Source organism: Rhodococcus sp. NPDC127593 (assembly GCF_042671975.1).
In the GTDB taxonomy this organism is placed as follows: Bacteria; Actinomycetota; Actinomycetes; order Mycobacteriales; family Mycobacteriaceae; genus Rhodococcus_F.
The window spans coordinates 1-25,903 of the sequence record NZ_JBHXWI010000056.1; the positions used below are offsets into that span (position 1 = coordinate 1).

A 25,903-nucleotide genomic window follows, 5' to 3' on the forward strand; every position below is an offset into this window, starting at 1 on the left:
GCAGCATGAAACATCAAGCAGTCGAACGTGACCCATACACCACAAACTTGACCCCAAAAACCGGCTACGCCGCTTCTAGGCTTCTAGGCTTCTAGACGGCAACACCGATGTATTTGGTCTCGAGGAATTCGTCGATGCCGGTGGTCCCGCCTTCGCGCCCGAGCCCGGATTCCTTCACGCCGCCGAATGGCGCGGCAGGGTTCGACACCACTCCCTGGTTGAGTCCGACCATGCCCGACTCCAGCGCTTCGCACACGCGGATGCCGCGCTTGAGGCTCTCCGTGTACACGTAGGCCACCAGCCCGTACGGGGTGTCGTTGGCCCGCTCGACGGCCTCGGTCTCGGTCTCGAACGTGCTGATCGCGGCCACGGGACCGAAGATCTCGTTGTGGCACATCTCGGCGTCGTCGGACACACCGGTCAGCACCGTCGCCGGGTAGAAGTTGCCCGGGCGGTCGAGTGCCTCGCCGCCGGTGAGCACCGAGGCGCCGCGTTCGATCGCGTCCGCGACGAGACTGCTCACCTTCGCGACAGCCGCCTCGTCGATCAGCGGTCCGACGACGACGCCGTCCTCGGTGCCGCGCCCGACAGGCAGGGCCTCCATCCGCTGGGTGAGTTTGCGGGTGAATTCCTCGGCGACCGAACTGTGCACGAGGATGCGGTTGGCAGCCGTGCAGGCCTGGCCGATGTTGCGCATCTTCGCCGCCATCGCCCCGTCGACGGCGTCGTCGAGATTCGCGTCGTCGAAGACGAGGAACGGCGCGTTGCCGCCGAGTTCCATGGATGTGCGCATGACGGTGCGGGCGCACAGTTCGAGCAGATGCTTCCCGACCTTGGTCGAACCGGTGAACGAGAGCTTGCGGGCCCGGCCGTCGAGGATGAGTGGAGTGATGACCTCGTCGGGGCTGGACGTGGTGACGACGTTGACGACGCCGTCCGGCAGCCCGGCCTCGGTGAGGATGTCGGCGAGCGCCAGGATCGACAGCGGTGTCTGGGCCGCAGGTTTGATGACGGAGGTGCACCCGGCCGCGATGGCGGGCCCGATCTTCCGGGTGCCCATCGCCATCGGGAAGTTCCACGGGGTGATGAGCAAGCTCGGTCCGACGGGCTGCTTGGTGACGAGGAACCGCGACCCGCCGCCGGGCGCCGTCATGTAGCCGCCGTCGATGCGGACGGCCTCCTCGGCGAACCAGCGGAAGAACTCTGCGGCGTAGGCGATTTCGCCCCGTGCCTCGGTGAGTGGCTTGCCCATCTCGAGCGTCATGACCAGCGCGAGCCGGTCGACGTTCTCGAGCAGCAGCCGGTGCGCGTTCATGAGGATGGTGCTGCGTTCGCGGGGTGTCGTGGCCGCCCACGACGGTTGCGCCGCCACCGCCGCATCGAGCGCCTCGCGGGCCTCCGCGGCGTCGGCGTCGGCGACCGTGCACAGGATCTGTCCGGTGGACGGGTCGTGGACCGGCATCGTGCGGGCACTGTCGCGCCACTTGCCGCCGATGAACAGGCCGGTCTGCACCGATGCGATTGCTGCTTCCTCGAGCATGATTTTTCCCCATTCTCCGTTGCCGAAGGGACGCTCCCCATGTTATACAGATTGTCAACAATCTGACAATGCACTTGCCGACATCGGACGGCATCTACGCGTGGGAGGGTTCTCGTGACTCGGCTATCTCCACTGCTCGCTCAGGCCACACCCGTGACGGTCGATCACGGTGAAGGTTGCTACCTCTACGGCACCGACGGCCGCCGTTATCTCGACTTCACCGCGGGCATCGGCGTCACCAGTACCGGGCACTGTCACCCGCACGTCGTGGAGGCCGCGCGCAGACAGGTCGGCTCCCTGATCCACGGCCAGTACACGACGGTCATGCACCAGCCGATGCTCGAGCTGGTCGATCGACTGGGGTCGGTCCTGCCCCCGGGACTCGACTCGCTGTTCTTCGCGAACTCGGGGAGCGAGGCCGTCGAGGCGTCGCTGCGGCTGTCGCGGCAGGCGACCGGCCGCCCCAACGTGATCGTCTTCCACGGCGGATTCCACGGACGCACGGTCGCGACGGCGACGATGACCACATCCGGCACCCGGTTCTCGGCCGGCTTCAGCCCGCTGATGGGCGGCGTGCACGTGGCACCGTTCCCCAACGCCTACCGCTACGGCTGGTCCGAGGAGGAGGCGACCGCGTTCGCGCTGAAGGAACTCGACTACATCTTCGCGACACTCACCGCGCCGAACGAGACGGCGGCGTTCGTCGTCGAGCCCGTCCTCGGCGAGGGCGGCTACGTGCCCGGCAACACCGCGTTCTTCCAGGGGCTCCGCGAGCGCGCCGACCGATACGGCATCCTGCTCGTCATCGACGAGATCCAGACCGGTTTCGGCCGCACCGGCAAGTTCTTCGGGCACCAGCACTTCGACGTCCGCCCCGACATCATCACCATCGCCAAGGGTCTTGCCAGCGGCTTCCCGCTGTCGGGCATCGCGGCGTCCGAGGAACTCATGGCCAAGGGCTGGCCGGGGTCGCAGGGCGGAACGTACGGCGGGAACGCCGTGTCCTGCGCGGCCGCTGTCGCGACGCTCGAGGTGATCGAGAAGGAAGATCTCGTGGCCAACGCCGCTGCGCGGGGCGTCCAGTTGCTCGACGGTGCGCGCACGCGCGCCATCGACGGGATCGGCGACGTCCGCGGTCTCGGACTGCTCGTGGGCAGCGAGTTCACGGCCGCCGACGGCAGTGCGGACCGCGCGAAAGCGGCTGCGGCGCAGCAGCTGGCCGCGAAGAAGGGGCTGCTGCTGTTGACCTGCGGCGCCCACATGAACGTGGTACGGATGATTCCACCGCTCATCGTGACGGCGGAACAGATCGAGGACGCCCTGAAAATCTGGTCCGAAGTACTCGACGAAGTGTGACAAGCACCCGTGAGTACTTATTAACCGCCCGCGGTTAATAAGTACTCACAGGCTCCGAAGGAGGACCTGTGGCTCGCTACATCACCATCAGCCTGGACAAGCGCGGCGTGACCTGCCGTGCCCGGCTTCTGGACGAGGACGCACCACTCACGTGCGACGCGGTGTGGGACGTGCTTCCGCAGAGCGGCGACGCGTACCACGCCAAGTACGCGCGCAACGAGGTGTACACGCTGATCCCGCGGATCACCGCGGCACCGAGGCGGGAAAACCCCACCGTCACACCGATTCCCGGTGACGTGTGCCTGTTCGACTTCGAGCCGTGGGAGATCGGCAACTCCGCCTACGGGTACGAGCCCGGCTCCGAGGCGCACGCCGCGCAGGGCGCCACCGACCTCGCGATCTTCTACGGCCGCAACAATCTCCTGCTCAACGGCGACGTCGGCTGGGTGCCGGGCAACGTGTTCGCCGCCATCGAGGAGGGACTGCCGGAACTGGCGGCCGCGTGCAACGACCTGTGGATGCGCGGGGTCGAAGGCGAGACGATGAGCTTCGCGCGGGCCTGACGTCGGCGGGACCGGTCCAGAGTGTGCGGCATGGCCCTCGACGAGCGTCCGGGCATCCTCCACCATCGGACGTTATGAAGCTGGACATCTATCAGATCGACGCATTCGCCGCGGGACCCTTCGAGGGCAACCCGGCGGCGGTCATGCCGCTGACCGACTGGCTGGACGATTCGGTTCTTCAGCAACTCGCCGAAGAGAACAACCTGTCCGAGACGGCGTTCTACACCGCCCGCCTTCCCGTGGACGCGGAGCCGTACGACCCGGAACACCCGGCGTATCACCTGCGATGGTTCACTCCGGCCGTCGAGGTGGACCTGTGCGGCCACGCCACCCTCGCCACCGCCGCACAGATCTTCGAGGACGTGCACCCGGGGGCCGCCCGCATCCAGTTCTGGACGCGCAGCGGCTGGCTGCATGTCGACCGTGGACCGGACGCGACGCTGGTGATGGATTTCCCGGCCGAGCGGCCGGTGCCGACCGCGGCCGATTCCCGGATCGTCGCAGCACTCGGCATTCCGGTGCGGGAGTGCCTGAAGGCCACTGACCTCGTGTTCGTTGCCGAGTCCGAACGCGACATCGCGTCGATGGCCCCCGACTTCGCCGTGATCAGCCCGCTGAAGGTGCGCGGCATCGTCGTCACCGCAACGTCGGACTCGGACGGACTCGACTTCGTGTCGCGCTGGTTCGGCGCCGCCGCCGGCGTTCGGGAAGACCCGGTGACGGGGTCCGCGCACTCGCAGATCGCGCCGTACTGGGCTGACGTCCTGGGCCGAAACAGCCTTGTCGGACGCCAACTGTCAGCGCGGGGAGGAACAGTTCACTGCGAGGTGCGCGGCGACCGCGTCCACCTGTCCGGGGCGTACCGGCGATACCTCAGGGGCACCGTCGGGTTCTAGCGCTAGCTGAAGACCTCCGAATACAGCGTCTCGATCTGGCCGGCAGTGGGCACAACCGGATTGTTGCCGGGCGATCCGGACGCCAGCGCCTGCTCTGCCATCAACGGAATGAGGCCGTCCCAGGCGTCGCGGTCGATCCCGTATGCGAGCGGCGTCGGAACCTTCAGGTCGTGACACAGCGTGCTCAGGGTTTCGACGAGGAACTGCGCTGCGACGGAATCGCCCGCCGATTCCGGTGCAGCGCCGAACGCACGCGCGCAGTCGGCGTAGCGGCTCTCCGCTCCCTTCACGGAGAACGCCGTGATGGCGGGAAGCAGCATGGCATTCGACAGTCCGTGTGCGACATGGAAATGCGCACCGATCGGCCTGCTCATTCCGTGCACCAGCGCCACACTCGAGTTGGAGAACGCCATGCCGGCCTGCATGGACGCGACCATCATCGCCTCCCGCGCGGTGCGGTCTTCACCGTCCGCATACGCAGTGCCGATGTGCTTGCCGATGGTGCGGATCGCGGAGAGAGCGAGTCCGTCGGTGAACGGCTGGGCCTTCTTGCTGACGTACGCCTCGATCGCGTGAGTGAGCGCGTCGATTCCGGTGTCGGCGGTCAGCCGCGGCGGCATCGACATCGTGAGTTCGAAATCCACGATCGCGGCGATCGGCAGGAAGGAGAGCCCCGGGCACAGCATCTTCTCGTCGGACGCGCTGTCGCTGATGACCGTGAATTGCGTCGCCTCCGAGCCGCTTCCGGCGGTGGTCGGTATCGCGATGATCGGCAGTGCATTACCGGTGTATACGTGAGGTGCCTTGTACGACCGCATCTCGCCGCCGTTCGCGGACAGCACGGCCAATGCCTTCGCGGTGTCCATCGGACTACCGCCACCGAACCCGATCACCGAATCCGCATTGTGCTCGGCGACGATCCTCAGCCCTTCCTCCAGAGAATCGGTGGTGGGGTCGGGCACGGTGCCGGCGAATAGTGCCGGCTCCTTGCCCGCGGACCTGAGGAGGCTCATGATCCGATCGGCCGCGCCGGTGCCGGTCAGATAGGAGTCGGTGACGAGAACCGGCCTCTGCAGACCTAATTGGTCGACAACCGAGCCGATCTCGTCGACTGCTCCAGCCCCGATTCTGGCGAAGCGGGGGAGTGAGAGGTGTGCGGTCATGGGAGAGGTTCCTTAGTTGTTCTGGGGGAAGCCGAGGTTGATGCCGCCGTGGCTGGGGTCGAGCCAGCGGGTGGTGACGACCTTGCCGCGGGTGAAGAAGTGCACGCCCTCGGTGCCGTGCGCGTGGCTGTCGCCGAAGAGGGAGTTCTTCCAGCCACCGAAGGAGTAGTAGGCCATCGGGACGGGGATGGGGACGTTGATGCCGACCATGCCGACCTCGACCTCGTTCTGGAACCGTCGGGCGGCGCCGCCGTCGTTGGTGAAGATGGCGGTGCCGTTGCCGAACTGGCTCGAGTTCACCAATTCCAGGGCCTCGTCGTAGGACTCGACGCGGATCACGGACAGGACCGGTCCGAAGATTTCGTCGGTGTAGACGGACATGTCGGTGGTGACGTGGTCGATCAGGGTCGGGCCGAGCCAGAACCCGTCGGTGCCGCCATTCGCCTGCACGGTGCGGCCGTCCACGACGATGGTGGCGCCGTCGTTTTCTCCGGCGTCGATGTAGGAGGCGACCTTGTCGCGGTGCACCTTCGTCACCAGCGGTCCCATGTCGGAGTCCTGGGTGCCGTCGCCGATCTTCAAGGTGGCGGTGCGGTCCTTGATCTTGGACACGAGTTCGTCGGCGATGTCCCCGACCGCGACGAGGGCGGAGATGGCCATGCAGCGTTCGCCGGCGGAGCCGAAGCCGGCGTTGACCATGGCGTCGGCGGCGAGGTCGAGGTCGGCGTCGGGGAGGACGATGGCGTGGTTCTTCGCCCCGCCGAGGGCTTGGACGCGTTTGCCGTGGGCGGTGCCGGTGGCGTACACGTACTGGGCGATGGGGGTGGAGCCGACGAAGCTGATGGCCTTGATGGCGGGGTTGGTGAGGAGTTCGTCGACGGCGGTCTTGTCGCCCTGCAGGACGTTGAACACCCCGGCGGGCAGGCCGGCTTCGGCCCAGAGTTCGGCCATCCAGATCGCGGCGGTCGGGTCCTTCTCGGACGGCTTCAACACGACGGTGTTGCCGGCGGCGATGGCGATGGGGAAGAACCACATCGGGACCATGGCGGGGAAGTTGAACGGGGAGATGATCCCGACCGGGCCGACGGGCTGGCGGATGGAGGAGACGTCGATGTTGGTGGAGGCGTTCTCGGTCATGCCGCCCTTGAGCAGGTGGGGCATGCCGCAGGCGAATTCGACGACTTCCTGCCCGCGGCTCACCTCACCCAACGCGTCGGAGACGACCTTGCCGTGCTCGGCGGTGATGATCTCGGCGAGTTCGCCCTTGCGCTCGTTGAGCAGTTCCCGGAACTTGAACACGATGGAGGAACGCTTGGCGAGGGAGGTGTCGCGCCAGGCGGGGAACGCGGCGGCGGCGGCATCGATCACGGCGCGGGCGTCCTCGACGCTGGCGAGGGCGACCTGCCCGGTCACGGCACCGGTCGCCGGGTTCGTCACGGGAGCGGTATCGACGCGCGTTCCGGGGTAGGACTTGTTGTTGAGCCAATGCGAGATAACGGCCATGGGGTTCACTCCTGGGAAAGGTGGGGTGCCCACGAGTCTGCTGGGCAACAATGCCTGCGTCAACGAGTAAAATGGCACTTCGGACTGCACTTTTGCACGAGGGATGTGGGCGATGTTTACGGCAGACAACATGCGTTACCTCCTGGAGTTGTCGAGAACCGGCCGCCTCGCCGATGCGGCGAAGAGGCTCGGTGTCGATCACACGACCGTCTCGCGGAGAATCACCCGACTCGAGAAAGACACGGGCACGAGACTTTTCGATCGTGGCGTGTCGGGGTGGCAGCTCACCGAGGCGGGCCGGCGACTGGTTCCCCATGCGGAGGCGGTGGAATCCGCGGTGCTCTCCGCTCTCGATGAAACCTCGTCCCTGGGTGGGCTGACGGGCACCGTCCGGATCATCACTCCTGACGGTTTCGGGTCGTTCGTGCTGGTGCCGGGGTTGGCCGCACTGCGGTCCGAGCACCCCGATCTGTTCACCGAACTCGTCACGTCGACCACCCACGACCTGCTGACCGGGCGCGACTTCGACATCGCCGTCACCCTCGAGCGTCCGTCGCCGCGGTCCGTCGTGGTCCGCAAACTGGCCGACTACGACCTCCGTCTGTACGCGTCACGGGACTACCTGGACGAACACGGCCCCATCACGTCACTCGACGATCTCCGGCACCACACGCTCATCTGGTACGTCGATGCCTTCCTCGACGTCGAACCGCTGCGAATCCTCGACGCGCTGATTCCGGATTTCCAGGCGCAGATCCAGACCAACAACATCGCGGGCCACTACCAGGCCGTGAAGCACGGAGTCGGGATCGCGCCGCTGCCGAGTTACATCGGGGCGCTGGACGAGGATCTCGTGCCGGTTCTCCGCGACGACTTCATCGCGCACCGCACCTACTGGCTGGTGGTACCGCGGGAACTGACGCGACTCGCCCGGGTCAAGGCGATCACCGAGGCGCTCTACTCCATCGTCGACGGCAATCCCGAACTGCGAGGCGCAACAGGGTAACTCACCGATCCGCGGGAACGGGTCCGGCACTCTCGCGGACGACGAGCTCGGTGGGGAGTGTGATTTCCCGTCCCGCTCCGCCGCCGATGATGTCGAGCAGCAGTTGCGCGGCCTCGCGGCCCTTGTCGACGAGTGGTTGCCGGACCGTCGTGAGTCCGGCGGCCCGGGCCGCGGGAATGTCGTCGAAACCGACCACCGACAGATCCTGCGGCACCCGGAGGCCACGTTCGTGTGCGACGTCGATGGCCGCGAGGGCCAGCAGGTCGGAGGCTGCGATGACGGCGGTCACGGGGCCGGCATCGAGCAGCGTCTCGACGGCGGTGCGCGACAGTTCGTAGTCGAACCCGCCTGCTTCGACGACCACGGCGGACGACCACGGCACCTTGTGCTTGCGGCAGGCGGACGCGTAGCCGGCGAGGCGTTCCTTCATCACGTGGTCTCGTGCGGCCCTGGTGCGGGCGGCGTCGACGGGCCCGCCCTTCCCGTCGGGGACGAGCCGGTCGACGAGAAACCCGACGCGGCGGTGTCCGAGCGACAGGACGTGCTCCGCGATCTCCTTGGCAGCTTGCCGGTCCCGGATTCCGACCCGCGGCAGTCCGCCAGGATTGGGACCGTCGATCACGACTATCGGCAGCCGGCGGCTCATCGCCGTCTGCATTCCGGGGTGGCCGTCCGGCATCGCGTACGCGAGGAAGCCGTCCACCGCGCCCCGCACGAGCACGCCGGAACCCTCGGCCACCCGGGTCGACTCGAGTGGGCAGGGCAGCAGCGTCAGCGCGACCTCGGCGAGTTCACCGACCTCCGATATGCCCTTCAGCAGCTGCGAGGTGGCCGGATCGTCGAACGCGTAGCGCAACGAGTCGGTGATCATCAGCCCCAGTGCACCGACCTGCCCGGTGCGGAGATTGCGTCCCGCGGGGTTGGGACCGGCGTAGCCGAGTTCCGCGGCCACTTGGAAGATATGGGCGCGCCGGGCTGCGGACAGCTTGTGGGGCTGGTTGTACGCGTACGAGACCGCGGCCTGCGACACGCCTGCCGCTCGGGCGACGTCGTGCATCGTGGTCACGAATGCCGATCCTCTCCGTCGCACGGTTACCGAGCCCAGCTTATCGGCCGGACCGTGCGCGTCCCCCGGGTGTCAGCTCGCTCTGGCGACAACAGCGTCATCGTCGTCCTCACACCGGTCGAGGAGAACGAGTTTGCCCATGACGTTGCGCGCCACCACCTGTTGATCGGTGACCGTCATCTGTCCCCGCCACGACCCGAGGAAGGTCCACGTCCACGACATGAGCGTGGACAGCCGGCTCCGGAACCCGACGACGTAGACGACGTGGACGGCCAGCCACAGGATCCAGGCCAGAAATCCCGCGAGTTCGATGCCCCCGACCTTCACGACCGCGCTGAATCTCGAGATCGTCGCCATCGACCCCTTGTCCCGGTACCGGAAGGGGACGCGGGCGGGTGAGGATGCGCGCCCGCCGGCATCGGCGACAATCTGCTGCGCCGCGTAGCGGCCACCCTGGATCGCGACCTGCGCCACCCCGGGGAGGCGGTCGCGGGCCATCATGTCGCCGATCACGAACACTTCGGGGTGTCCCGGCACCGTCAAATCCTCGTGGACGGCGATCCGCCCGGCGCGGTCGAGTTCGGCCCCCGACTGCTCGGCCAGCTGCCGGGCCAGCGGGCTGGCTTCCACACCCGCCGACCACACCTTGCACGCGGATTCGATGCGGACGGTCTCGCCTCGCCCGTCCTTGATCGTCACGCCGTCCGCGTCGACGTCGGTGACGGTCGCCCCGAGCCGCACCTCGACGCCGATCTTCTCGAGGCGCTCGGCGGCGGTGGACCCGAGCCGGTCGCCGAACGGCGGCAACACCGCCGACGCGGCGTCGAGCAGGACGATCCGGGCGTCACGGGTGTCGATGTTCCGGTACGCGCCGACGAGGGTTCGATGCGCCAGTTCCGCTATCTGACCGGCCATCTCCACCCCGGTGGGTCCTGCGCCGACCACCACGAACGTCAGGAGGCGGGCCCGCTCCTCGGGGTCCGTGGACAGCTCGGCACGTTCGAACGCGCCCAGGATCCGGCCACGGAGTTCGAGTGCGTCGTCGATGGTCTTCATGCCGGGGGCGTGTTCGGCGAAGTGGTCGTTACCGAAATACGACTGCCGGGCTCCGGCCGAGACGATCAGACTGTCGTACTCGGTGGTGGTCGTTCCACCCCGGTGGGTCGAGGTGATCCTGCGCGCGGCCAGGTCGATGCCGGTGACGTCCCCGAGGATCACCGAGGCGTTCGACTGCTTCTTCAGCACCATCCGGGTCGACGGTGCGATCTCTCCCTCGGACAGGATTCCGGTCGCCACCTGGTACAGCAGCGGCTGGAACAGGTGGTGGCTGGTGCGGTCGACGACGAGCACGTCGACGTCGGCGCGGCGTAACGCCTTCGCGGCGAACAGGCCGCCGAATCCGGAACCGACGATCACCACGCGATGACGTGCCTCGGTGCGGGCAGGAGTATTCATCACGAGCTCTTCCCGGATCGCGCTATCGCCATCCGCACTACTGGTAGGGGTGAAGCATGCCGCCCGACACACGGGGTGTCGGGCGGCACGGTGGACACGACGCACCGGAGACTCGAATGTCGGTTCAGGACCCGGCGTGTCGCGAGATCACCTGCGGGACCGGCGACGCCGTTGTCAGCCGGCCCGGGTGCGAGTGATCAGATCTGTGAGGTAGGTGTAGCTCTTTTTCGCGGCCTCGAGGCCACCGCACTCGACGGAGAGAACGACGTCGTGGTCGGCGTCGTGCAGGGTCTTTACGATCCGTTCCCAGTCGATGACGCCGTCGCCGCAGGCGCAGCCGAGCATGCCGCGGACCTTGCCGCGCAGCCTCTTCGCGTCCTCGACACCGATGTCCTTGGCGTGCAGGTGCGTGACGCCGCCGACGATCTGGTCGAGCCACTCGTGCGGGTCGTTCTCACTGAGATAGCTGTTGCCGGTATCGAGGTTGATCGTCAGCGCCGGGCTGTCGATCAGCGTCATGATCTTCTCGAGCCGCTCCGGGGTCGCGGTGTACTCGCCGTGCGTCTCGATCGCGATCTTGATGCCGCGCGGTTCGGCCACCTTCGCCGCCTCCTGCAGCGTGTACCGCATCAGCGTGTAGTTTTCCGCCTCGGTGGTCCACGTCGGCAGCGGCCCATCGTCGACCATGATCATCGGGGACCCGACCTCGGCCGCGTAGCGGATCGACTGCTTCAGATAGTCGACGCTCACGTCCGGCTTGGCCAGCGGTGCATGACTGGACAGCGAGGAGATGGTCAGCCCGCGCGATTCGGCGGCGTCCCGCATGATGAGCGGGTCGTCGAGCATCGACCGGGTGTGGAAGTACCCGGCGGTGCTCAGCAACTCGCGGCCCCAGTAGACCATCGGCTCGACGTACTTGTAGCCGATCTCCGCGGCCTGGTCCATGGCCCAGTCGAACGACCCGTTCTCGAATCGGGCGAACTCCAGATTGAGACCGAGTTTGATCTCTCCCATGCCGGTCTCCGATCAGAATCCGCGTTGCGCGACATAGTCGTCGCGGACCTCGCCGTGGTACGCGGGAACGGTGACGTCCCACCAGCCGGTCGGGTGCATCTCGGTCCACGGCAGCTCGTGGGCGCTCATCGCCTCGATGATCACCGGGCCCGGCGTCGCGAACGCGCGCTCGATGGCGTCGGCCAGCTTCTCCGGGTCCTCGACGCGCTCGGCACTGCAGCCGAGTGACTGAGCGAACCGGGTGATGTCGGCGAAATACGGTGTCCCGTCGAGGTTCTTCCACCCGGAGATGATTTCGCGTTCTTCACCGAACAGGCTGATCTGGAGGTCCTTGATCGCTTCCCAGCCGCCGTTGTTGAGTACGACGATCACCAGCGGCACCCCGAGCATGGCGGCGGTCGCGATCTCGGTGCCGGTCTGGAGGAAGCTGCCGTCGCCGACCATCGCCAGGACCGGGGTGTCCGGGGCACCGATCTGCGCGCCGATCGCGGCAGGCACACCGAATCCGATGCCGGAGAAGCCACCGGCCACGATGTTGGTCTTCGGGCCGTAGATCGGGAACTCGTTGAACGCCTGGTTCGCGGGGTTGGACGAGTCGGTGACCAGAATGCCCTCGCGCGGAAGGGCCTTGCGGATCTCGACCATCGCCCGCGAATTGGTCATCGGCAGGTAGTCGGTGGTCCGCATCGGCCGCAGGTGTTCTTCCCACTGCGCCTTGAGGTCCTGCAGTTCGGCGAAATAGTCGGTGTCGCGGTAGTCGAGGGCAGGCCCGAGGTCGGCGAGCACGTCGCGCAGCGCGGCGAGGGACGTTTTCGCGTCACCGACGACGCCGACCTCGACCGGGTAGTTGCGGCCGATCTCGAAACCGTCGATGTCGATCTGCACGAGCTTGGTGTTCGGGATGTCGAACGTGACGCCGGGACGGTACGACGACGTGATGCGGTCGCTGAACCGGCAGCCGACCGCGAGGATCACGTCGGCTGTGCGCGTCACGCCGTTGCCGGGGATCGAACCCATGTCGCCGCACGGCCACGCGTAGAGGTCGTGGTCGGCGGGGAACGCGCCCTTGCCCTGGAACGAGTGCGTCACCGGTGCGCCGAGGTGCTCGGCGACGGCCATCAGTTCCGCGGCGGCCTCGGCGTGGATGACGCCGCCGCCGGCCACGATGACGGGACGTTTCGCACCGGCGAGCAGGCGTGCGGCCTCGGCGATCACGGCCGGGTCACCGGTTGCACGGGTGGCAGGACGGCGGGCACCGGTGTCCGGGGTGTAGTCGCCGTACTCCGCCTGCAGGTCCTGCGGGATGTCGACGAGCACGGGTCCGCGCCGACCCTCGTGCATGGTGTTGAACGCCTGGGCGAGCGCCACCGGAAGCTGTTCCAGGCGGCTGGGCTGCCACCAGCGCTTGACCACCGGCTCCACCATGCGGGGAAAGTTGTTGCCGTGCGGGCGGTCGATCTCCTGGAGCACCCCGCGGTTCTCCATGTAGGTGTGCACGGCGCCGGTGATCAGGAGCATCGGCATCGAGTCGGCGAAGGCCGTCGCGAGTCCGGTGAGGGTGTTGGTCGCGCCCGGTCCGATGGAGGTACAGATCGCGGCGATCTTGCCGGAGGCCCGGTAGTAGCCGTCGGCCATGTGGGCGGCGCCCTGTTCGTGCATGGCCGGCACCAGTTCGATCTCGTCGGCTCGGTCGACGAACGCGTCGAGGAGGGCGGTGTTGCCGTGTCCGGGGATCGCGAAGACCTTCTCGACTCCCTCGCGGATGAGGAAGTCGACGACCATCTGTCCGCCGGTGAGTTTCTGTGTTGTCATCGAAGAGGCTTTCTGGGTGTGGTGGGGGCGAAGCGTCACAGGGACGCGGACTGGGTCGGGGTGTCGTGGGAACGGGTCTTGCCGACTCGGTCGGCGATGCTCTCGGCGACGCGGAAGGCGTTGGCCGCGATGGACAGGGCAGGGTTCATCACGGGCAGGGACGGGAAGAAGGACGAGTCGACGACGTACAGGTTGTTCACGTCGTGGGTGCGGCAGTCGGCATCGAGCACGGAGGTCGCGGGGTCGGTTCCGGCCCGTACCGTGCCGGCCTGGTGGGAGTTGACCTCGATGCCGGTGCCCTGGCTGAAGACGAACGGATAGCCGATCTTCCGGAGGATCTTCCGTACCTCGCGGACGAGGACCTCGTGGGCGCGAGTGTTGTTGGGGGTCCACGCGATCTGGATGTTGCCGTCGTCGGTAAGCGTGACCCGGTTGTCCGGATCGGGCAGATCCTCGGTGAACAGCCACCAGTCCATGCTGCGGGCCGTGGCCTGGTTCAGTGCCCACTTGGGGATCAGCGGCCGTTGGCCTTTGATCATCTCGCCCTGCAACTTGCCGATGAGTTGCACGTGTCCCAGCGGGTAGGGGTGGTCTGCGGTGCCGTGCGTGTAGAAATCGTTGATGTACAACGTCTTCTGGAACTCGGACGTATTCTTCTTCAGCGGGTTGATGCCGACCATGATGGAGTTGTTGTGCACCATGTAGTTTCGCCCGACCATGCCGGAGGAGTTGGCGAGACCGTCCGGGTGTGCGGCGTTCGCGGACCGGAGCAGCAGCGCCGCGGAGTTGACGGCGCCACAGGACACCACCACGGTGCGTGCGTCGACGACGAGTTCGGTACCGCGGTGCCGGATTTGCACGCCGGTGGCCTGTTGCCCGGTCTCGTCGGTGAGTACGCGCTCGGCGTACGCGTTGGTCAGCAGTTCCACCGAGCCGGACGCGATGGCCGGCCGGACGCAGCGCACATCCGCGTCCGACTTCGCCAGCAACCGGCAGGGGAACCCGTCGCAGGTCTGACATCGAATACATCCGCCACCGTCCCGCAGGTCGATGCCCAGTGGGATGTTCGACGGCGTGTACCCGAGACGCCGCAGTGCGTCTGCCGCCTCCTGCACCGGTGGCTCGTGTCCGATCGCCGGGTAGGGGAAGGGTTCGTCGCGGGGGAGCGTCGGGTCGTCGGTGGGATCGCCGTGGACTCGGTACACCTGTTCTGCCCGTGCGTAATACGGCGCGAAGTCGTCGTACGAGAAGGGCCACTCGGGAGATTCGCCGGCCTCGTGTTGCGTCGACTGGAAATCTTCACGCCGGAACCGCACCAGCGACGAGCCGTACAGCTTCGTGTTACCGCCGACGTAGTAGTACGTGCCGGGGCTGAACGGTGTGCCCTCGGTGTCGTACCACTGCTCGGCATTCGCGTACCGGTGTCCCTCGAAAACTTCCTGCGGGTCCCAGTTCTGCTTTTCCTGCGGCAGGAAGTCGCCGCGCTCGATCAGAAGCACATCGACTCCCGAGTCCGCGAGCGCGTAGGCGAGCGTCCCGCCGCCCATTCCGCTGCCGACGATGACGACGTCGTAGCTGTGTTTGCTCGGGCCTGTGGGCTCCCCCACGGATGCGTCTCTCATGGGTCCTGCTCCTCGGTCGTAGGGAGTGGTGTCACGGTTCTGCCGGGCGGGTCGACGCGAACCGGCAGTCGGTGAATTGGTTATACGTATAACTAAAGGTTAGCGGCAGTGTGCTGGATGTCAACCCCGCACGAGCAACTCATCCCGGCTGAGGATGAGTTGCTCGCGCCGTCAGGGCACGAGCGGTCGAGTGAGGTTTTCCGGCCGCAGCACGTCGTCGAGTTGCTCGCGACTGAGCAGGCCCCGCTCGAGCACGAGCGCGGCGACGGTGCGCCCGGTCGCGAGTGCGTCGGCCGCGATCGCGGTGGCCGCGGTGTACCCGATGTGCGGGTTGAGGGCCGTGACCACGCCGATCGATGCGTCCACCATGTTCTTCAGGTGGTCGATGTTCGCGCCGATGCCGACCACGCATCGCTCCCGCAGGACGGTGCAACCGCGAGTGAGCAGTTCGATCGTCTCGAACAGGCTGTGCGCGATCACCGGCTCGAAGGCATTGAGCTGAAGCTGCCCACCCTCGGCCGCCATCGTCACGGTCAGGTCGTTGCCGACCACCCGGAAGGCGATCTGGTTCACCACCTCCGGGATCACCGGGTTCACCTTCCCCGGCATGATCGACGACCCCGCCTGCACGGGCGGCAACGTGATCTCACCGAAGCCGGCGCGCGGACCCGACGACAGGAGCCGAAGATCGTTGCAGATCTTGGACAGCTTCACCGCGGTGCGCTTGAGCACCCCGGACAGCTGCATGAACGCCCCGACGTCCTGGGTGGCTTCGATCAGGTCGGACGCCGTCGTCACCTCGATCCCGGTGATCGCGGCAAGATGCTCGCGCACCCGCCACGCGTACTCGTGGTGCGCATTGAGGCCGGTCCCGATCGCTGTTCCGCCCAGATTGATCTCGGAGATGAGCGTCGCCGCCTCCCCGAGTCGCTGAGAATCCTCGTCGATCATGAGAGCGAACGTCGCGATCTCCTGCCCCAGGGTCATCGGAACCGCATCCTGCAACTGGGTGCGGCCGACCTTGAGGACGTCGGAGAACTCCGTCGACTTCACCGCGAACGCCGCCGCCAAGTCGTGCATGGCTGCCCGTAGCCTGGTCAGGGCGGTTTGCAGGCCGGCCTTGATCGCGGTGGGGTAGACGTCGTTCGTGCTCTGGCTCATGTTTACGTGCTCGAGCGGATGGAGATACTCGTAGCGGCCGCGCCGGTGGCCGAGCAATTCCAGCGCCCGGTTGGCCACCACCTCGTTCGCGTTCATGTTCGTCGACGTGCCGGCACCACCCTGGATGACGTCCACGACGAACTGGTCGCGCAGGGCGCCGGCCCGGATCTCCTCGCAGGCCGCCACGATGGCGTCCGCTTCGCGCCGCGGCAGCAGGCCGAGGCCGGCGTTGGTCTGCGCCGCCGCCTGCTTGACGGACGCCAGCGCCGACACGAGGTCGGGATGGCTGGCCAGCGGAATGCCGGTGATCGGGAAGTTCTCCGTCGCCCGCAGCGTGTGGATGCCGTAGTAGGCGTCGTCGGGGACCTCGCGGTCGCCGAGGAGGTCGTGCTCGATGCGGGTCATCGTTCGGACGTCACCCGGGTCGGGATGTTGCCCCACGGGAGCGGGGCGTTGCCGAACTTGGCGGCGCGAAGGTCGCCGGAGCGGGCGTGCCCCTCGAACTTCTCCAGACGCGACAGGCGACCGCACACCTCGCCGAGCTTCGCGCTGCTGCCGAGGTCGCGCACCTCCTGGTAGGTGAGCGTCTTGAGGAACTTGCCCACCCACAGACCGCCCGTGTAGCGGGCCGCACCGAGCGTCGGGAGAACGTGGTTGGTGCCGATCAGCTTGTCGCCGTAAGGAACACACGTGCCTTCGCCGAGGAACAGGGCGCCGTAGTTCCGCATGGAGGTCAGGGCCCGACGGGGGTCCTCGGTGAGGATCTGGACGTGCTCCGACGAGAAGACGTCGGCAAGTCGGTACGCCTCGTCGAGGGTGTCGACCACGTGGATCTGGCCGTGATCACGCCACGCGGGGCCGGCGATCGCGTTGGTGACCAGGCCGGGGAGCAGGGCGTCGATATGATCGATCACCGCTCGGCCCACGGACTCCGACGTGGTGATCAGCACGCACGGCGAATCGGGGCCGTGCTCGGCCTGGCTCAGCAGGTCGACGGCGATGGTGAACGGGTCGGCCAGGTCGTCGGCGACGATGAGCGTTTCGGTCGGTCCGGCGAAGAGATCGATCCCGACCTCGCCGAACAGCTGGCGCTTCGCCTCGGCCACGTAGGCGTTGCCGGGGCCGGTGAGGATGGATACCGGGTCGATGGTTTCGGTGCCCAGCGCGAGTGCGGCTACGGCCTGCACTCCGCCGAGGACGAAGATCTCGTCGGCGCCGGCGAGGTGCATCGCCGCGACGCTGATCTGTGGCGGCTCCCCGGCATTCGGAGGCGTCGTCGCGGCCACGCGTTCGACACCCGCGACCTTCGCGGTGAGGACCGTCATGTGCGCGGACGCGGTCAGTGGGTAGCGCCCGCCGGGGACGTAGGCGGCAGCCGCGTCGATCGGGACGTTGCGGTGCCCGAGGAACACGCCCGGCAGGGTCTCGACCTCGAGGTCCTGGATGGAGTCCCGCTGCGCCTGGGCGAAGTCGCGAATCTGGCGCTGCGCGAATCGCAGATCGTCGAGGACGGTCTCGGGAACGGACTTCACGATCTCCGCGACCCGGTCCTCGCTCAGCCGGAACGATTCGGGGGACCAGCCGTCGAACTTCTCGGAGTACTTCCGGACGGCCTCGTCGCCGTTCGCGCGGACATCGGCGATGACGGCGGCGACGGTGTCGACCACGGCGGGGTTGCTCGCCCGCTGCGCTGGTTCACCGACGGCGGCCTTGAGAACGAATGACATGGGATGCTTCCTTCGGATGAGCGAGGGGCTGGATCTGTTGTCACTCAGCATCGCGGTGCCGCACGTGTTTCCGACAGTTGCATTGTGGGAACTGTTTGCGTCGGTTCATGCACGTTCTGTGTACCATTGAGCATGGTCTTCACCGTCGCCGACGCTCTCGACATCGATCTCCTGAAAGACGCGGGAGCCCGTGTCCTGACCGGATCCGGCAGCCTCGACCGTGAGGTCCGCTGGGTGCATTCGTCGGAGATCTCGGATATCGCCCGCTTCCTCCGGGGTGGAGAATTACTCCTGACCGCCGGGCTCGGAATGGGCAGCACGGGCGCCCTTCAACAGGTGTTCGTGCGCGCAGCCGCTCATGCCGGGGCCGCCGCTCTCGTCATCGAGGAGTCGGGACGGATGTTCGACCGCGTACCGGATGCAGTAGTCGCCGAAGGGCAGGCCTGCGGCCTGCCGATCATCGCCCTTGCCCGCGAGGTGTCGTTCGCCGGTGTCTCGTCGCAGGTCCACGAGATCCTGACCGACAAGCGCCTGCAGGCCCTCACCTACGAACGGGAAGTCGAGTCCACGTTCTCGAACCTGCTCCTGGACGGCGCCGACTATCTCTCGATCGTGCAGACGCTGGCCGAACTCACCGACGGCACGGTGGTACTCGAGAACATCGCGCATCGCGTGATGGCGTACGTCGGCGAGTTCGACGAAGAGGCCGGCATCGAGGACTGGGACCGGCACGCGCGGGGCCTCCACAGCGACGACAGTGGATGCGTCCGCAGGCCGGTGCTGATGCGCGGTCAGCCGTGGGGCTGGATTCACGTCTTCACCGACCGGCCCGCGACCGAACGGTCCACCGCGGCTTTCGCGACCGAGCGCGCTGCCGCGTCCGTCGCGATCTCATTGCTGACCGACCGGAGCCGGGAAGCGAGGGACGATCAGCGGAGCACGGCACTGATCACGCGACTGCTGATCGGCGATCTCTCCGGGGCCGAATTCGTCGACCAGGCAGGCAGACTCGGGTACCAGCTGGGGTCGGGGCAGATCGTCGTCGTCATCGCGAACAAGGATGCCCGCGACGAGTCGCCCGGTCCGCGCGCCGGCCGTCAGATCGACACGGGTGCGATCAGCGCCGACATGGGCGACTACGTCGTGGCCGTGGCGGCGGAGTCCGGCCGGACCCGCGCCGAGCTCGCGGGCCTGCTCGGGACGATGGAGCACGGCGGCGGCATGAGCCGCGCGGTGCCCGCGTCGATGCTGCAGGTCGCGGTCACGCAGGCGAAAAGTGCTGCCGCGGTGTCGCGTTCCCTGCCTGCTTCACCCATGCTGCATTTCGACGATCTCGGCGTCGAACGTCTGCTCGTGACGTTGGCGCAGGGGCCCGAGCTCGCCAGCTTCGTCGAGGACGAGCTCGGCCCACTGCTCACGAAGGATGCGCAGTCCACGACCCCGCTGTTGCCGACACTGCGAGCATTCCTCGCCGTCGACGGCCGCAAGACCGAAGCGGCGGAGAAACTCTTCATCCAGCGCCGGACCTTGTACAACCGGCTCGACCGCATCGCCGCGATCCTGGGCAAATCCCTCGATGACGCCGCCACCCGGCAAAGCCTGCTGCTGGCGGTGAAGGGGCTGGATCTGCTCGAGGGGTCGTCAATCGTGGCGCGGCGGAGCGGGCGACCATGATGGCGGAGCGGGCGACCATGATGGCGGAGCGGGCGACGATGACACGGTCAGTGCCGTCTTCTCATTCTGTGCAGTTCGCGCGCAGGAGGTACACGGTCTGTACCTGTTGTGCGGCGCGTCACCTTCGTAGTGTTTTCCCCAAGATTCCGGCCATCCAGTCGGCGTTGATCGAAAGTTCACGCACTCGCTTCTCGCTGAACGGACGCCTACCCCCGTAGGCGCCCGCGGCGGTCCGAGACCTACCGCAAGGACGAAATCATGGCAACACATGGAGCAGGCACCGCTCCCGTGCTCGACCATACACGCGTGCGTAAGGCGCGAATCGCGACATTCTTCGGCTTCTTCCAGCTGGGCGCCGTGATGTTGATGTGGTCGACGAGCACCACCTCGTTGCGTAGTCACCTCGGATGGGAAGGCGACGGCGGCGACTCCCAGTTCGGCCTCCTCGCGCTGTCGATCGGCATCGGCGCCGCCGTCGGTTGCTTCGCCATCGGCCCCTTCATCGATCGGTACGGTCCGAGAAACACGGCCATGCCCACGATGGTCGTCTACCCCCTCTGTTACATCCCCCTCGCCTTCCTCGACGGACTGGTCGGAGCGATGGTGATCGGCGTGCTCATCGGACTGCTCCGCGGCGCCTTCGACACGGCGTTCAACACCCACGGTGTGCAGGTCGAGCGGTACTACGGGCGACCCATCATGTCCGCGTTCCACGCCGCCTACCCGGCGGGTGGCTTCGTTCTCGGCCTCGTCGGCAGCGCTCTGGCGCGGCACTTCACCGACAGTCCGGCCGTCGCCTACATCTCGATCGGCGTGGTCCTGTCGGTACTCGGTGTCGTCTTCGGTAAATGGCTTCTCTCCCTCGACGAGTTGCTGCCTCCGGAACGGGACGAGATTCCGGGCGCCGCCGACCCCGCGCACCCGGGGAAGCGTTCGGCCACCACGGCGACGCTCCTCGTGATGATCGGATTCGGTGTGCTCCTGCTCGGATCGATGTTGAGCGAGGGCGCGGTCCTGGACTGGGGTCAGGAATTCGTTCGCCGCGCGGTCGGCACCACGGCGGGCCTGGCAGCGACGGCCGTCACCCTCTACTCGGGAGCGCAGTTCGTCGGCCGGTTGTTCGGCGACAAGCTGGCCGAGTACTTCGGTGCTCGACTGATCGTCGGTGCGAGCGGTGTCATCGGTGCCGCCGGTGCGCTTCTCGCGATGCTGGGTGGATCGGCGCCGCTCGCCCTCACCGGCTTCGTGTTGCTCGGACTCGGCCTGGCGTGCATGGCGCCGCTCATGTTGTCGGCGGCCGGGCGACGCGATCCCGAGAACGCGGGACGGAACATCGGTCTGGTCAACGCAATCGGCTACGTGGGCATGCTCGTCGGGCCGGCCGCGATCACCGTCGTCGTCGACAACCTCGGTATCGAATGGATGCCCCTACTGCCGGTCATCCTTCTCGTGCTGATCGCGATCGGCGGTCCCGCGCTGATGCGCCTGGTGCCGCGCTACCACAAGCCGGCGTCGGAGACGAGCAGACACGAGGTCGCGACCGGATAGGTCCTCCGGCGCTTTCGGTTCCTGCGGTCCGGTACCTCTCCCGAGGTGCCGGACCGCTTTGGTGTCACTATCCGGTGATACGATTAACCATTTCCCGACGCGAACAGGAGACAGCTGTGCCTACCGAGAGTCCGCCGTTGAAGCGCGGTGAGTGTGGCTGGAAAACAGCAACTTTCGTGATCTTCGTCGGGACGGGGATCACCTATGCGTCCTGGGTGACCCGCACGCCGGCCATTCGCTCGTCCCTCGGAGTCGGCACGGGCGACATGGGCCTGATCATTCTCGGTCTGTCGATCGGATCGATGGCGGGGCTGTTGCTCGCCGGTCCCGTCGTCGCCCGGGTCGGCGCCCGTCACGTCATCACGGCCGCGGCGGCCGTCGCCAGCCTCGGCCTGTTCACGGTGGGGCTCGGTTCGGGTGTCGCGATCGCGGCTCTGGTCGCTCTGGGACTCGCGTTCACCGGTGCGGGGTTCGGCATGTGCGAGGTGGCGCTCAATGTCGAGGGCGCAGCGATCGAGAAGCGCATGGGACGCAGCTTTCTGCCGTTACTACACGGCGCATTCAGTCTCGGAACGCTCGCCGGCGCCGGCCTCGGGGCGATCGCCGAACTGCTCGACGTTCCGGTACCCCTGCACCTCGGGGTGCTTGCCGTCGTGGTCCTCGTGTCGAGCGGGAGCGTGGTGGCCCTGCTACCTCCGGCCACCGGACGAGAGGTCGGGCGCACGCGCCGTCGGTCCGGCACGTCCAGCGGTCTGGCCATATGGCGGGACACCCGGATCGTTCTCCTCGGCCTGATCGCTCTCGGCATGGCGTTCGCGGAAGGAAGTGCCAACGATTGGCTGCCACTGGGAATCGTCGACGGATACGGCGTCGGGTCGGCCACCGGCGCCGCGTTCTACGTCGTGTTCGTGGCCGCGATGACGGCGGGCCGCCTGCTCGGTGGGCGCGTCGTCGACAGGTACGGCCGCTCTGCGACCGTCCGCTGGTCCGCGGCGCTCGCGGTGGCGGGGATCCTGATCGTGATCCTGGCGGGGAACCTGGTACTCGCCGCACTGGGGTGCGCGTTGTGGGGTGTCGGGGTGGCCCTCGGTTTTCCGCTGGCACTGTCCGCGGCGGCCGACTCGGGGGCCGACGCCGCGCGACGCGTCAGCGCGGTATCGACGCTCGGGTACATGGCGTTTCTGGTCGGGCCGCCGCTCCTCGGGTTGCTCGGGGAGCAGTTCGGACTCCTGCAGGCCTTCTACATCGTCCTCGCCGGCGCCGTCCTCGCCGGGCTGGTGGCGAATGCTGCCGGCGAAACCCGAGAGACCGAGGACCATCCGCTCGCCGCGGAACAGATCAGCTGGAAATGAACACGTGATCGCCCGGCCTCCGAGAGCGAGGCCGGGCGATCACGTGTTCCGATCACATCACACTGCGGCAGAAGCGATGTGGGGTGCGACTCGCAACGCGTTGGCCGCGATGGTCAGCGCGGGGTTGAGCGCCGCCGACGACGGGAAGAACGAACCGTCCACGACCCACAGGTTGTCGACGTCGTGACTGCGACAGTTCGGGTCGAGGACACTCGCCGCCGGATCGGTACCCGCGACCGCGGTTCCGCACATGTGCGAGTTCGTCGCGATCCCCATCCGCTCGGTGAGGATGATCGGATACCCCGCCTTGCGGACCGTCGCGGAGACGCGGCGAACCAGTTCACTGTGCGGTGCAGTGTTGTTGGGAGTCCAGTCGACGACGATCCGGTCGCCGTCGATCCGGACCCGGTTGTTCCGCGTCGGCAGATCCTCGGTGGTGAGGTAGATGTCGAGGCTGCGATCCACCACCGCCTTCAGCGCCCACATCGGAGCCCAGGGCCGTGCCCCCTTCACGTGCGCGGCCTGCAGTTTGCCGAGCATCTGCAGATTGCCGAGCGGGTACTCGTTGTTCGGGCCCGCGACGTACCAGTCGTTGATTCCCAGGGTCTTCTGCCACGCAGTCGTGTTCGTGCGGAAGGGGTTGACGCCCATGAAGAACGTGCTGTTGTGCACCATGTAATTCCGGCCCAGCAGCCCCGACGAGTTGCCGAGGCCGTCCGGATTCCGCTCGTCGGCCGATCGGAGCAGCAGTGTCGCGGTGTTGACCGCGCCCGCCGAGACCACGAACTGATTGGCCGTGATTCGGATCGTGCGACCACGGAAATCGGCCTCCGCGGCGACGATTCGCGTTCCCTTCGCGTCGGTGAGCAGACGCGTCACCTTCGCCTCGGTGAGCAGGCGCACCCGCTCCGACTCGAGCGCGGGACGCAAGGCCCGGTTCTCCGCCTCACTCTTGTGATCGGTCTGCGACGGGGTGCCGTCCGACGCCGTCGACTGCCGTCGACGCTCCTGTGTGGTCAGGTTCATGCCGTTCGGTGTGTGGAACGGGTGCAGGCCCTGCTGACGAAGGGACGATGCGAAACGCTCGATCGTCGGCTCGTGCGGCAGCGGTGGCAACGGGTACGGAGACGACCGCGGCGGTTCCGTCGGATCCTCGCCGTCGCTACCGTGCACCTGGTAGAGACGCTCCGCCTCGGCGTAAAACGGTTCGAGATCGGCGTAGCTGAACGGCCACTTCGGTGAGATGCCGTCGCAGTGCTGCGTCTCCTCGAAATCCGTGACGCGGAAGCGGGGGAGGCTGCCGCCGTAGAACTTGGTGTTGCCTCCCACCCAGTAGTACACGCCGGGCTGGAACGGCTCACCGTTGCTGCCGTCGAACCACGGTTCCGCGGTCTTGTACCGGCCCTCGAGGAACATTTCAGCGGCCTGCGAGTTCTCCACCTCGCGGGGGAGGAACCGCCCGCGCTCGACGACCAGGACGTCGACGTCCCGATCGCGGAGCGCCCACGCCAGCGTCGAACCACCCATCCCGGATCCGACGACCACGACATCGGCCGTGACCGTGTCGGAGTCGCCCACGTCGACCACCGCGCCCTCGCGCAGAGGTGAATACGCGTCGATCTGATCGTGTCCCGACGTTCTCACAGGTGCTGTTCCTTTGCTCGCGTCGCCCAGTACTCGTCCTGGCGCTCGTCCTCGATGTAGGCGGGAACCGGGAAGTCCCACCAGCCGGGAACCCACGGTCCGGCCGCGTCGCGATCGGTCGGGATCTCGATCAGCGCAGGAGCTTTCGAGTCGAAGGCCTTCCGGTAGGTGCTCTCGAGGTCGGCCGGGTCGTCCACCCGGAACGACTCGAGGCCGAAGGACTGGCCGAGCGCCTTGAAGTCGGGGCTGTACGGGGTGCCGTCGGGGCGGTTGAACTCGGTGCCGATGTGCCGGCTGGTCTGCTTGCGCTGGCCACCGCGGATGGACATGAAGCCGGCGTTGTCCTGGACCACGAAGACCACCGGAATGTCGTGCTGCACGCAGACACCGATCTCCTGCGACGTCATGAGGAAGTCGCCGTCACCGAGCACACACGCCACCTGCCGGTCGGGGGCGGCGAGCTTGGCGCCGATGGCGGCGGGCACGGCCCAGCCCATGGACGAGAATCCGCCGGACGTCAGGTGGGTGCGCGGGTGATACACCGGGAACGTCTGCTTCACGGCGCCCTGGGTGTTGCCGGAGCCGGCGACGATGATGCCGTCCCGTTCCATCACCGACCGCAGGCCGCCGAGGGGGCGCTGGGAGGTGAACGGGAACCGGTCGGAATCGCGACGGCCTGCGAGCTTGGTCTCCCACTCCGCCTTCAGCTGCTCGAGTTCGGCAAGGTATTCGGACCGGTCGGCGCTGCTGTGGGGGAGGGAGGCGACGATCGCGGCGACGGTCGGCTTGGCGTCGGCGACGATGCCGACCTCCGCCGGGTAGTTCTTGCCGATCTCGTGCGGATCGATGTCGATGTGGATGAGCTTGGCCGGCGGGATCGAGAACGTGACTCCCTGCGCGTAGCTGGAGGAGGACCAGTCGGTGAACCGGCATCCGATGGAGATCACCACGTCGGCGCGGGACGCGACGGCGTTGCCCACGATCGTTCCGGTCTGGCCGACGCTGCCTGCGAACAGTGCGTGGTCCTCGGGGAACGCGCCCTTGCCGTTCCACGTGGTGACCACGGGGATCTGCCACGCCTCGGCGAGGGCGAGCACTTCGTCGGCCGAGTCGGACGTGATGGCGCCGCCGCCGACGACGATCACCGGGCGGCGTGAGTCACGGAGCACGTCGACGGCCTTGTCGATCGCCAGCGGGTCGGGCTGCTGGAGCCCGACCGGCAGCCGTCGTGCGAGGTCGTGGAGGGAGACGTCGGCGGCCTCGGCCTGCACGTCCATCGGGACCTCGATGTGCGCAGGCCCCGGGCGACCGGTCAGCATGGTGCTGAATGCGCGGTGCATGATGAACGGCAGTTCCTCCACGCGGGTGGCGACCCAGCTGCGCTTCGACACTGCGTCGGTGACCTGCGGAAAGCCGTTGTCGGTGTGCCGCTCGAGTTCCTGGAGCAGGCCGCGCCCGCGCATGTGGGTGGGCGGTCCGCCGGTGATGCACAGCAGACTCGTCGAGTCGCTGTATGCGGTCGCGAGTCCGAGCACGGTGTTCGCCGCACCGGCCCCGATCGACGCCACCGCGGCCATCGGCTTGCCGGACACCCGGTAGTACCCGTCCGCGAGGTGTGTGGCGCTCTGCTCGTGGTAGACCTGGATGAACGGGATCTCGGACCCCTTCTCCAGGAACGCATCGGTGAGCGACCAGATGCCGTGGCCGGGAATGCCGGTGACGTACTCGACGCCGTACTGCTTCAGGACCTGGGCGACCACCTGCCCGCCGGTCAATTTCGCCATGATCGTGTCTCCTTGCT

18 protein-coding genes and 1 pseudogene are annotated in these 25,903 nt (G+C 67.2%); 7 read left to right on the forward strand and 12 right to left on the reverse strand.

Annotated features, from left to right (window positions below; all coding sequences use genetic code 11):
• Positions 1-91: 91 nt before the first annotated feature.
• Positions 92-1,540 (reverse strand): NAD-dependent succinate-semialdehyde dehydrogenase, encoded by a 1,449-nt coding sequence (locus tag ACFVJ3_RS38070; RefSeq protein WP_378456978.1) that lies wholly within the window; start codon positions 1,538-1,540, stop codon positions 92-94.
• Positions 1,541-1,654: 114 nt separating this feature from the next.
• Between ACFVJ3_RS38070 and ACFVJ3_RS38075 the strand changes: the two genes are divergently transcribed.
• The 3 genes from ACFVJ3_RS38075 to ACFVJ3_RS38085 all read left to right on the forward strand — a co-directional run bounded on the left by ACFVJ3_RS38075 (position 1,655) and on the right by ACFVJ3_RS38085 (position 4,355).
• Complete coding sequence (locus ACFVJ3_RS38075; protein WP_164059384.1) at positions 1,655-2,896, forward strand: aspartate aminotransferase family protein; 1,242 nt, start codon at positions 1,655-1,657, stop codon at positions 2,894-2,896.
• Positions 2,897-2,964: 68 nt separating this feature from the next.
• Positions 2,965-3,459 (forward strand): DUF3830 family protein, encoded by a 495-nt coding sequence (locus ACFVJ3_RS38080; protein ID WP_005244798.1) that lies wholly within the window; start codon positions 2,965-2,967, stop codon positions 3,457-3,459.
• A 74-nt stretch (positions 3,460-3,533) separates the two neighbouring features.
• Entirely contained in the window at positions 3,534-4,355 is an 822-nt protein-coding gene (locus ACFVJ3_RS38085; RefSeq protein WP_378456979.1) for a PhzF family phenazine biosynthesis protein, read from the forward strand.
• A 2-nt stretch (positions 4,356-4,357) separates the two neighbouring features.
• Here ACFVJ3_RS38085 and ACFVJ3_RS38090 read toward each other — a convergent pair whose 3' ends face one another.
• On the reverse strand, positions 4,358-5,518 hold the full coding sequence (locus ACFVJ3_RS38090; RefSeq protein WP_378456980.1) for an iron-containing alcohol dehydrogenase: 1,161 nt from the start codon (positions 5,516-5,518) through the stop codon (positions 4,358-4,360).
• 12 nt (positions 5,519-5,530) lie between these two features.
• Positions 5,531-7,021, reverse strand: a complete 1,491-nt coding sequence (locus ACFVJ3_RS38095) for a CoA-acylating methylmalonate-semialdehyde dehydrogenase (protein WP_378456981.1) — start codon at positions 7,019-7,021, stop codon at positions 5,531-5,533.
• A gap of 112 nt (positions 7,022-7,133) precedes the next feature.
• Here ACFVJ3_RS38095 and ACFVJ3_RS38100 point away from each other — a divergent pair, with 112 nt between their 5' ends.
• Positions 7,134-8,027 (forward strand): LysR family transcriptional regulator, encoded by an 894-nt coding sequence (locus ACFVJ3_RS38100; protein ID WP_378456982.1) that lies wholly within the window; start codon positions 7,134-7,136, stop codon positions 8,025-8,027.
• Position 8,028: 1 nt separating this feature from the next.
• Here ACFVJ3_RS38100 and ACFVJ3_RS38105 read toward each other — a convergent pair whose 3' ends face one another.
• The 7 genes from ACFVJ3_RS38105 to hisD form a co-directional block, all read right to left on the reverse strand.
• Positions 8,029-9,093, reverse strand: coding sequence for a LacI family DNA-binding transcriptional regulator (locus ACFVJ3_RS38105; protein ID WP_378456983.1), 1,065 nt, complete (start codon positions 9,091-9,093; stop codon positions 8,029-8,031).
• Between the two features lie 72 nt (positions 9,094-9,165).
• Positions 9,166-10,548, reverse strand: a complete 1,383-nt coding sequence (locus ACFVJ3_RS38110; RefSeq protein ID WP_378456984.1) for an NAD(P)/FAD-dependent oxidoreductase — start codon at positions 10,546-10,548, stop codon at positions 9,166-9,168.
• Between the two features lie 174 nt (positions 10,549-10,722).
• Positions 10,723-11,562 (reverse strand): sugar phosphate isomerase/epimerase family protein, encoded by an 840-nt coding sequence (locus ACFVJ3_RS38115; RefSeq protein ID WP_378456985.1) that lies wholly within the window; start codon positions 11,560-11,562, stop codon positions 10,723-10,725.
• Between the two features lie 12 nt (positions 11,563-11,574).
• Complete coding sequence (locus ACFVJ3_RS38120; RefSeq protein ID WP_378456986.1) at positions 11,575-13,374, reverse strand: thiamine pyrophosphate-binding protein; 1,800 nt, start codon at positions 13,372-13,374, stop codon at positions 11,575-11,577.
• Between the two features lie 35 nt (positions 13,375-13,409).
• Entirely contained in the window at positions 13,410-14,996 is a 1,587-nt protein-coding gene (locus ACFVJ3_RS38125) for a GMC family oxidoreductase (RefSeq protein ID WP_378456987.1), read from the reverse strand.
• 171 nt (positions 14,997-15,167) lie between these two features.
• Positions 15,168-16,562 carry an aspartate ammonia-lyase gene (locus ACFVJ3_RS38130; RefSeq protein ID WP_378456988.1) on the reverse strand — a complete coding sequence of 465 codons (1,395 nt, stop codon included), beginning with the start codon at positions 16,560-16,562 and terminating at the stop codon, positions 15,168-15,170.
• Positions 16,559-17,884, reverse strand: coding sequence for a histidinol dehydrogenase (hisD, locus tag ACFVJ3_RS38135; protein WP_378456989.1), 1,326 nt, complete (start codon positions 17,882-17,884; stop codon positions 16,559-16,561). The genes ACFVJ3_RS38130 and hisD overlap by 4 nt, the downstream gene beginning before the upstream one ends.
• 132 nt (positions 17,885-18,016) lie before the next feature.
• On the opposite strand from hisD, the gene ACFVJ3_RS38140 reads away from it, so the two are divergent.
• The 3 genes and pseudogenes from ACFVJ3_RS38140 to ACFVJ3_RS38150 all read left to right on the forward strand — a co-directional run bounded on the left by ACFVJ3_RS38140 (position 18,017) and on the right by ACFVJ3_RS38150 (position 22,458).
• Positions 18,017-19,558, forward strand: a complete 1,542-nt coding sequence (locus ACFVJ3_RS38140; RefSeq protein ID WP_378456990.1) for a PucR family transcriptional regulator — start codon at positions 18,017-18,019, stop codon at positions 19,556-19,558.
• A 231-nt stretch (positions 19,559-19,789) separates the two neighbouring features.
• Positions 19,790-21,106: pseudogene (locus tag ACFVJ3_RS38145) on the forward strand (MFS transporter); the annotation flags it as partial.
• 116 nt (positions 21,107-21,222) lie between these two features.
• On the forward strand, positions 21,223-22,458 hold the full coding sequence (locus ACFVJ3_RS38150) for an MFS transporter (RefSeq protein WP_378456991.1): 1,236 nt from the start codon (positions 21,223-21,225) through the stop codon (positions 22,456-22,458).
• Positions 22,459-22,515: 57 nt separating this feature from the next.
• Here ACFVJ3_RS38150 and ACFVJ3_RS38155 read toward each other — a convergent pair whose 3' ends face one another.
• Entirely contained in the window at positions 22,516-24,102 is a 1,587-nt protein-coding gene (locus tag ACFVJ3_RS38155; protein ID WP_378456992.1) for a GMC oxidoreductase, read from the reverse strand.
• Positions 24,099-25,886, reverse strand: a complete 1,788-nt coding sequence (locus tag ACFVJ3_RS38160) for a thiamine pyrophosphate-binding protein (protein WP_378456993.1) — start codon at positions 25,884-25,886, stop codon at positions 24,099-24,101. The genes ACFVJ3_RS38155 and ACFVJ3_RS38160 overlap by 4 nt, the downstream gene beginning before the upstream one ends.
• Positions 25,887-25,903 lie beyond the last annotated feature (17 nt).

Excerpts from the sequence above, each read along its gene's own strand:
- hisD (WP_378456989.1), bottom strand. The coding sequence starts at position 17,884 with ATGTCATTCGTTCTCAAGGCCGCCGTCGGTGAACCAGCGCAGCGGGCG.
- ACFVJ3_RS38130 (WP_378456988.1), bottom strand. The coding sequence starts at position 16,562 with ATGACCCGCATCGAGCACGACCTCCTCGGCGACCGCGAGGTCCCCGAC.
- ACFVJ3_RS38125 (WP_378456987.1), bottom strand. The coding sequence starts at position 14,996 with ATGAGAGACGCATCCGTGGGGGAGCCCACAGGCCCGAGCAAACACAGC.
- ACFVJ3_RS38160 (WP_378456993.1), bottom strand. The coding sequence starts at position 25,886 with ATGGCGAAATTGACCGGCGGGCAGGTGGTCGCCCAGGTCCTGAAGCAG.
- ACFVJ3_RS38070 (WP_378456978.1), bottom strand. The coding sequence starts at position 1,540 with ATGCTCGAGGAAGCAGCAATCGCATCGGTGCAGACCGGCCTGTTCATC.
- ACFVJ3_RS38120 (WP_378456986.1), bottom strand. The coding sequence starts at position 13,374 with ATGACAACACAGAAACTCACCGGCGGACAGATGGTCGTCGACTTCCTC.
- ACFVJ3_RS38090 (WP_378456980.1), bottom strand. The coding sequence starts at position 5,518 with ATGACCGCACACCTCTCACTCCCCCGCTTCGCCAGAATCGGGGCTGGA.
- ACFVJ3_RS38095 (WP_378456981.1), bottom strand. The coding sequence starts at position 7,021 with ATGGCCGTTATCTCGCATTGGCTCAACAACAAGTCCTACCCCGGAACG.
- ACFVJ3_RS38085 (WP_378456979.1), top strand. The coding sequence starts at position 3,534 with ATGAAGCTGGACATCTATCAGATCGACGCATTCGCCGCGGGACCCTTC.
- ACFVJ3_RS38140 (WP_378456990.1), top strand. The coding sequence starts at position 18,017 with ATGGTCTTCACCGTCGCCGACGCTCTCGACATCGATCTCCTGAAAGAC.
- ACFVJ3_RS38115 (WP_378456985.1), bottom strand. The coding sequence starts at position 11,562 with ATGGGAGAGATCAAACTCGGTCTCAATCTGGAGTTCGCCCGATTCGAG.
- ACFVJ3_RS38100 (WP_378456982.1), top strand. The coding sequence starts at position 7,134 with ATGTTTACGGCAGACAACATGCGTTACCTCCTGGAGTTGTCGAGAACC.
- ACFVJ3_RS38110 (WP_378456984.1), bottom strand. The coding sequence starts at position 10,548 with ATGAATACTCCTGCCCGCACCGAGGCACGTCATCGCGTGGTGATCGTC.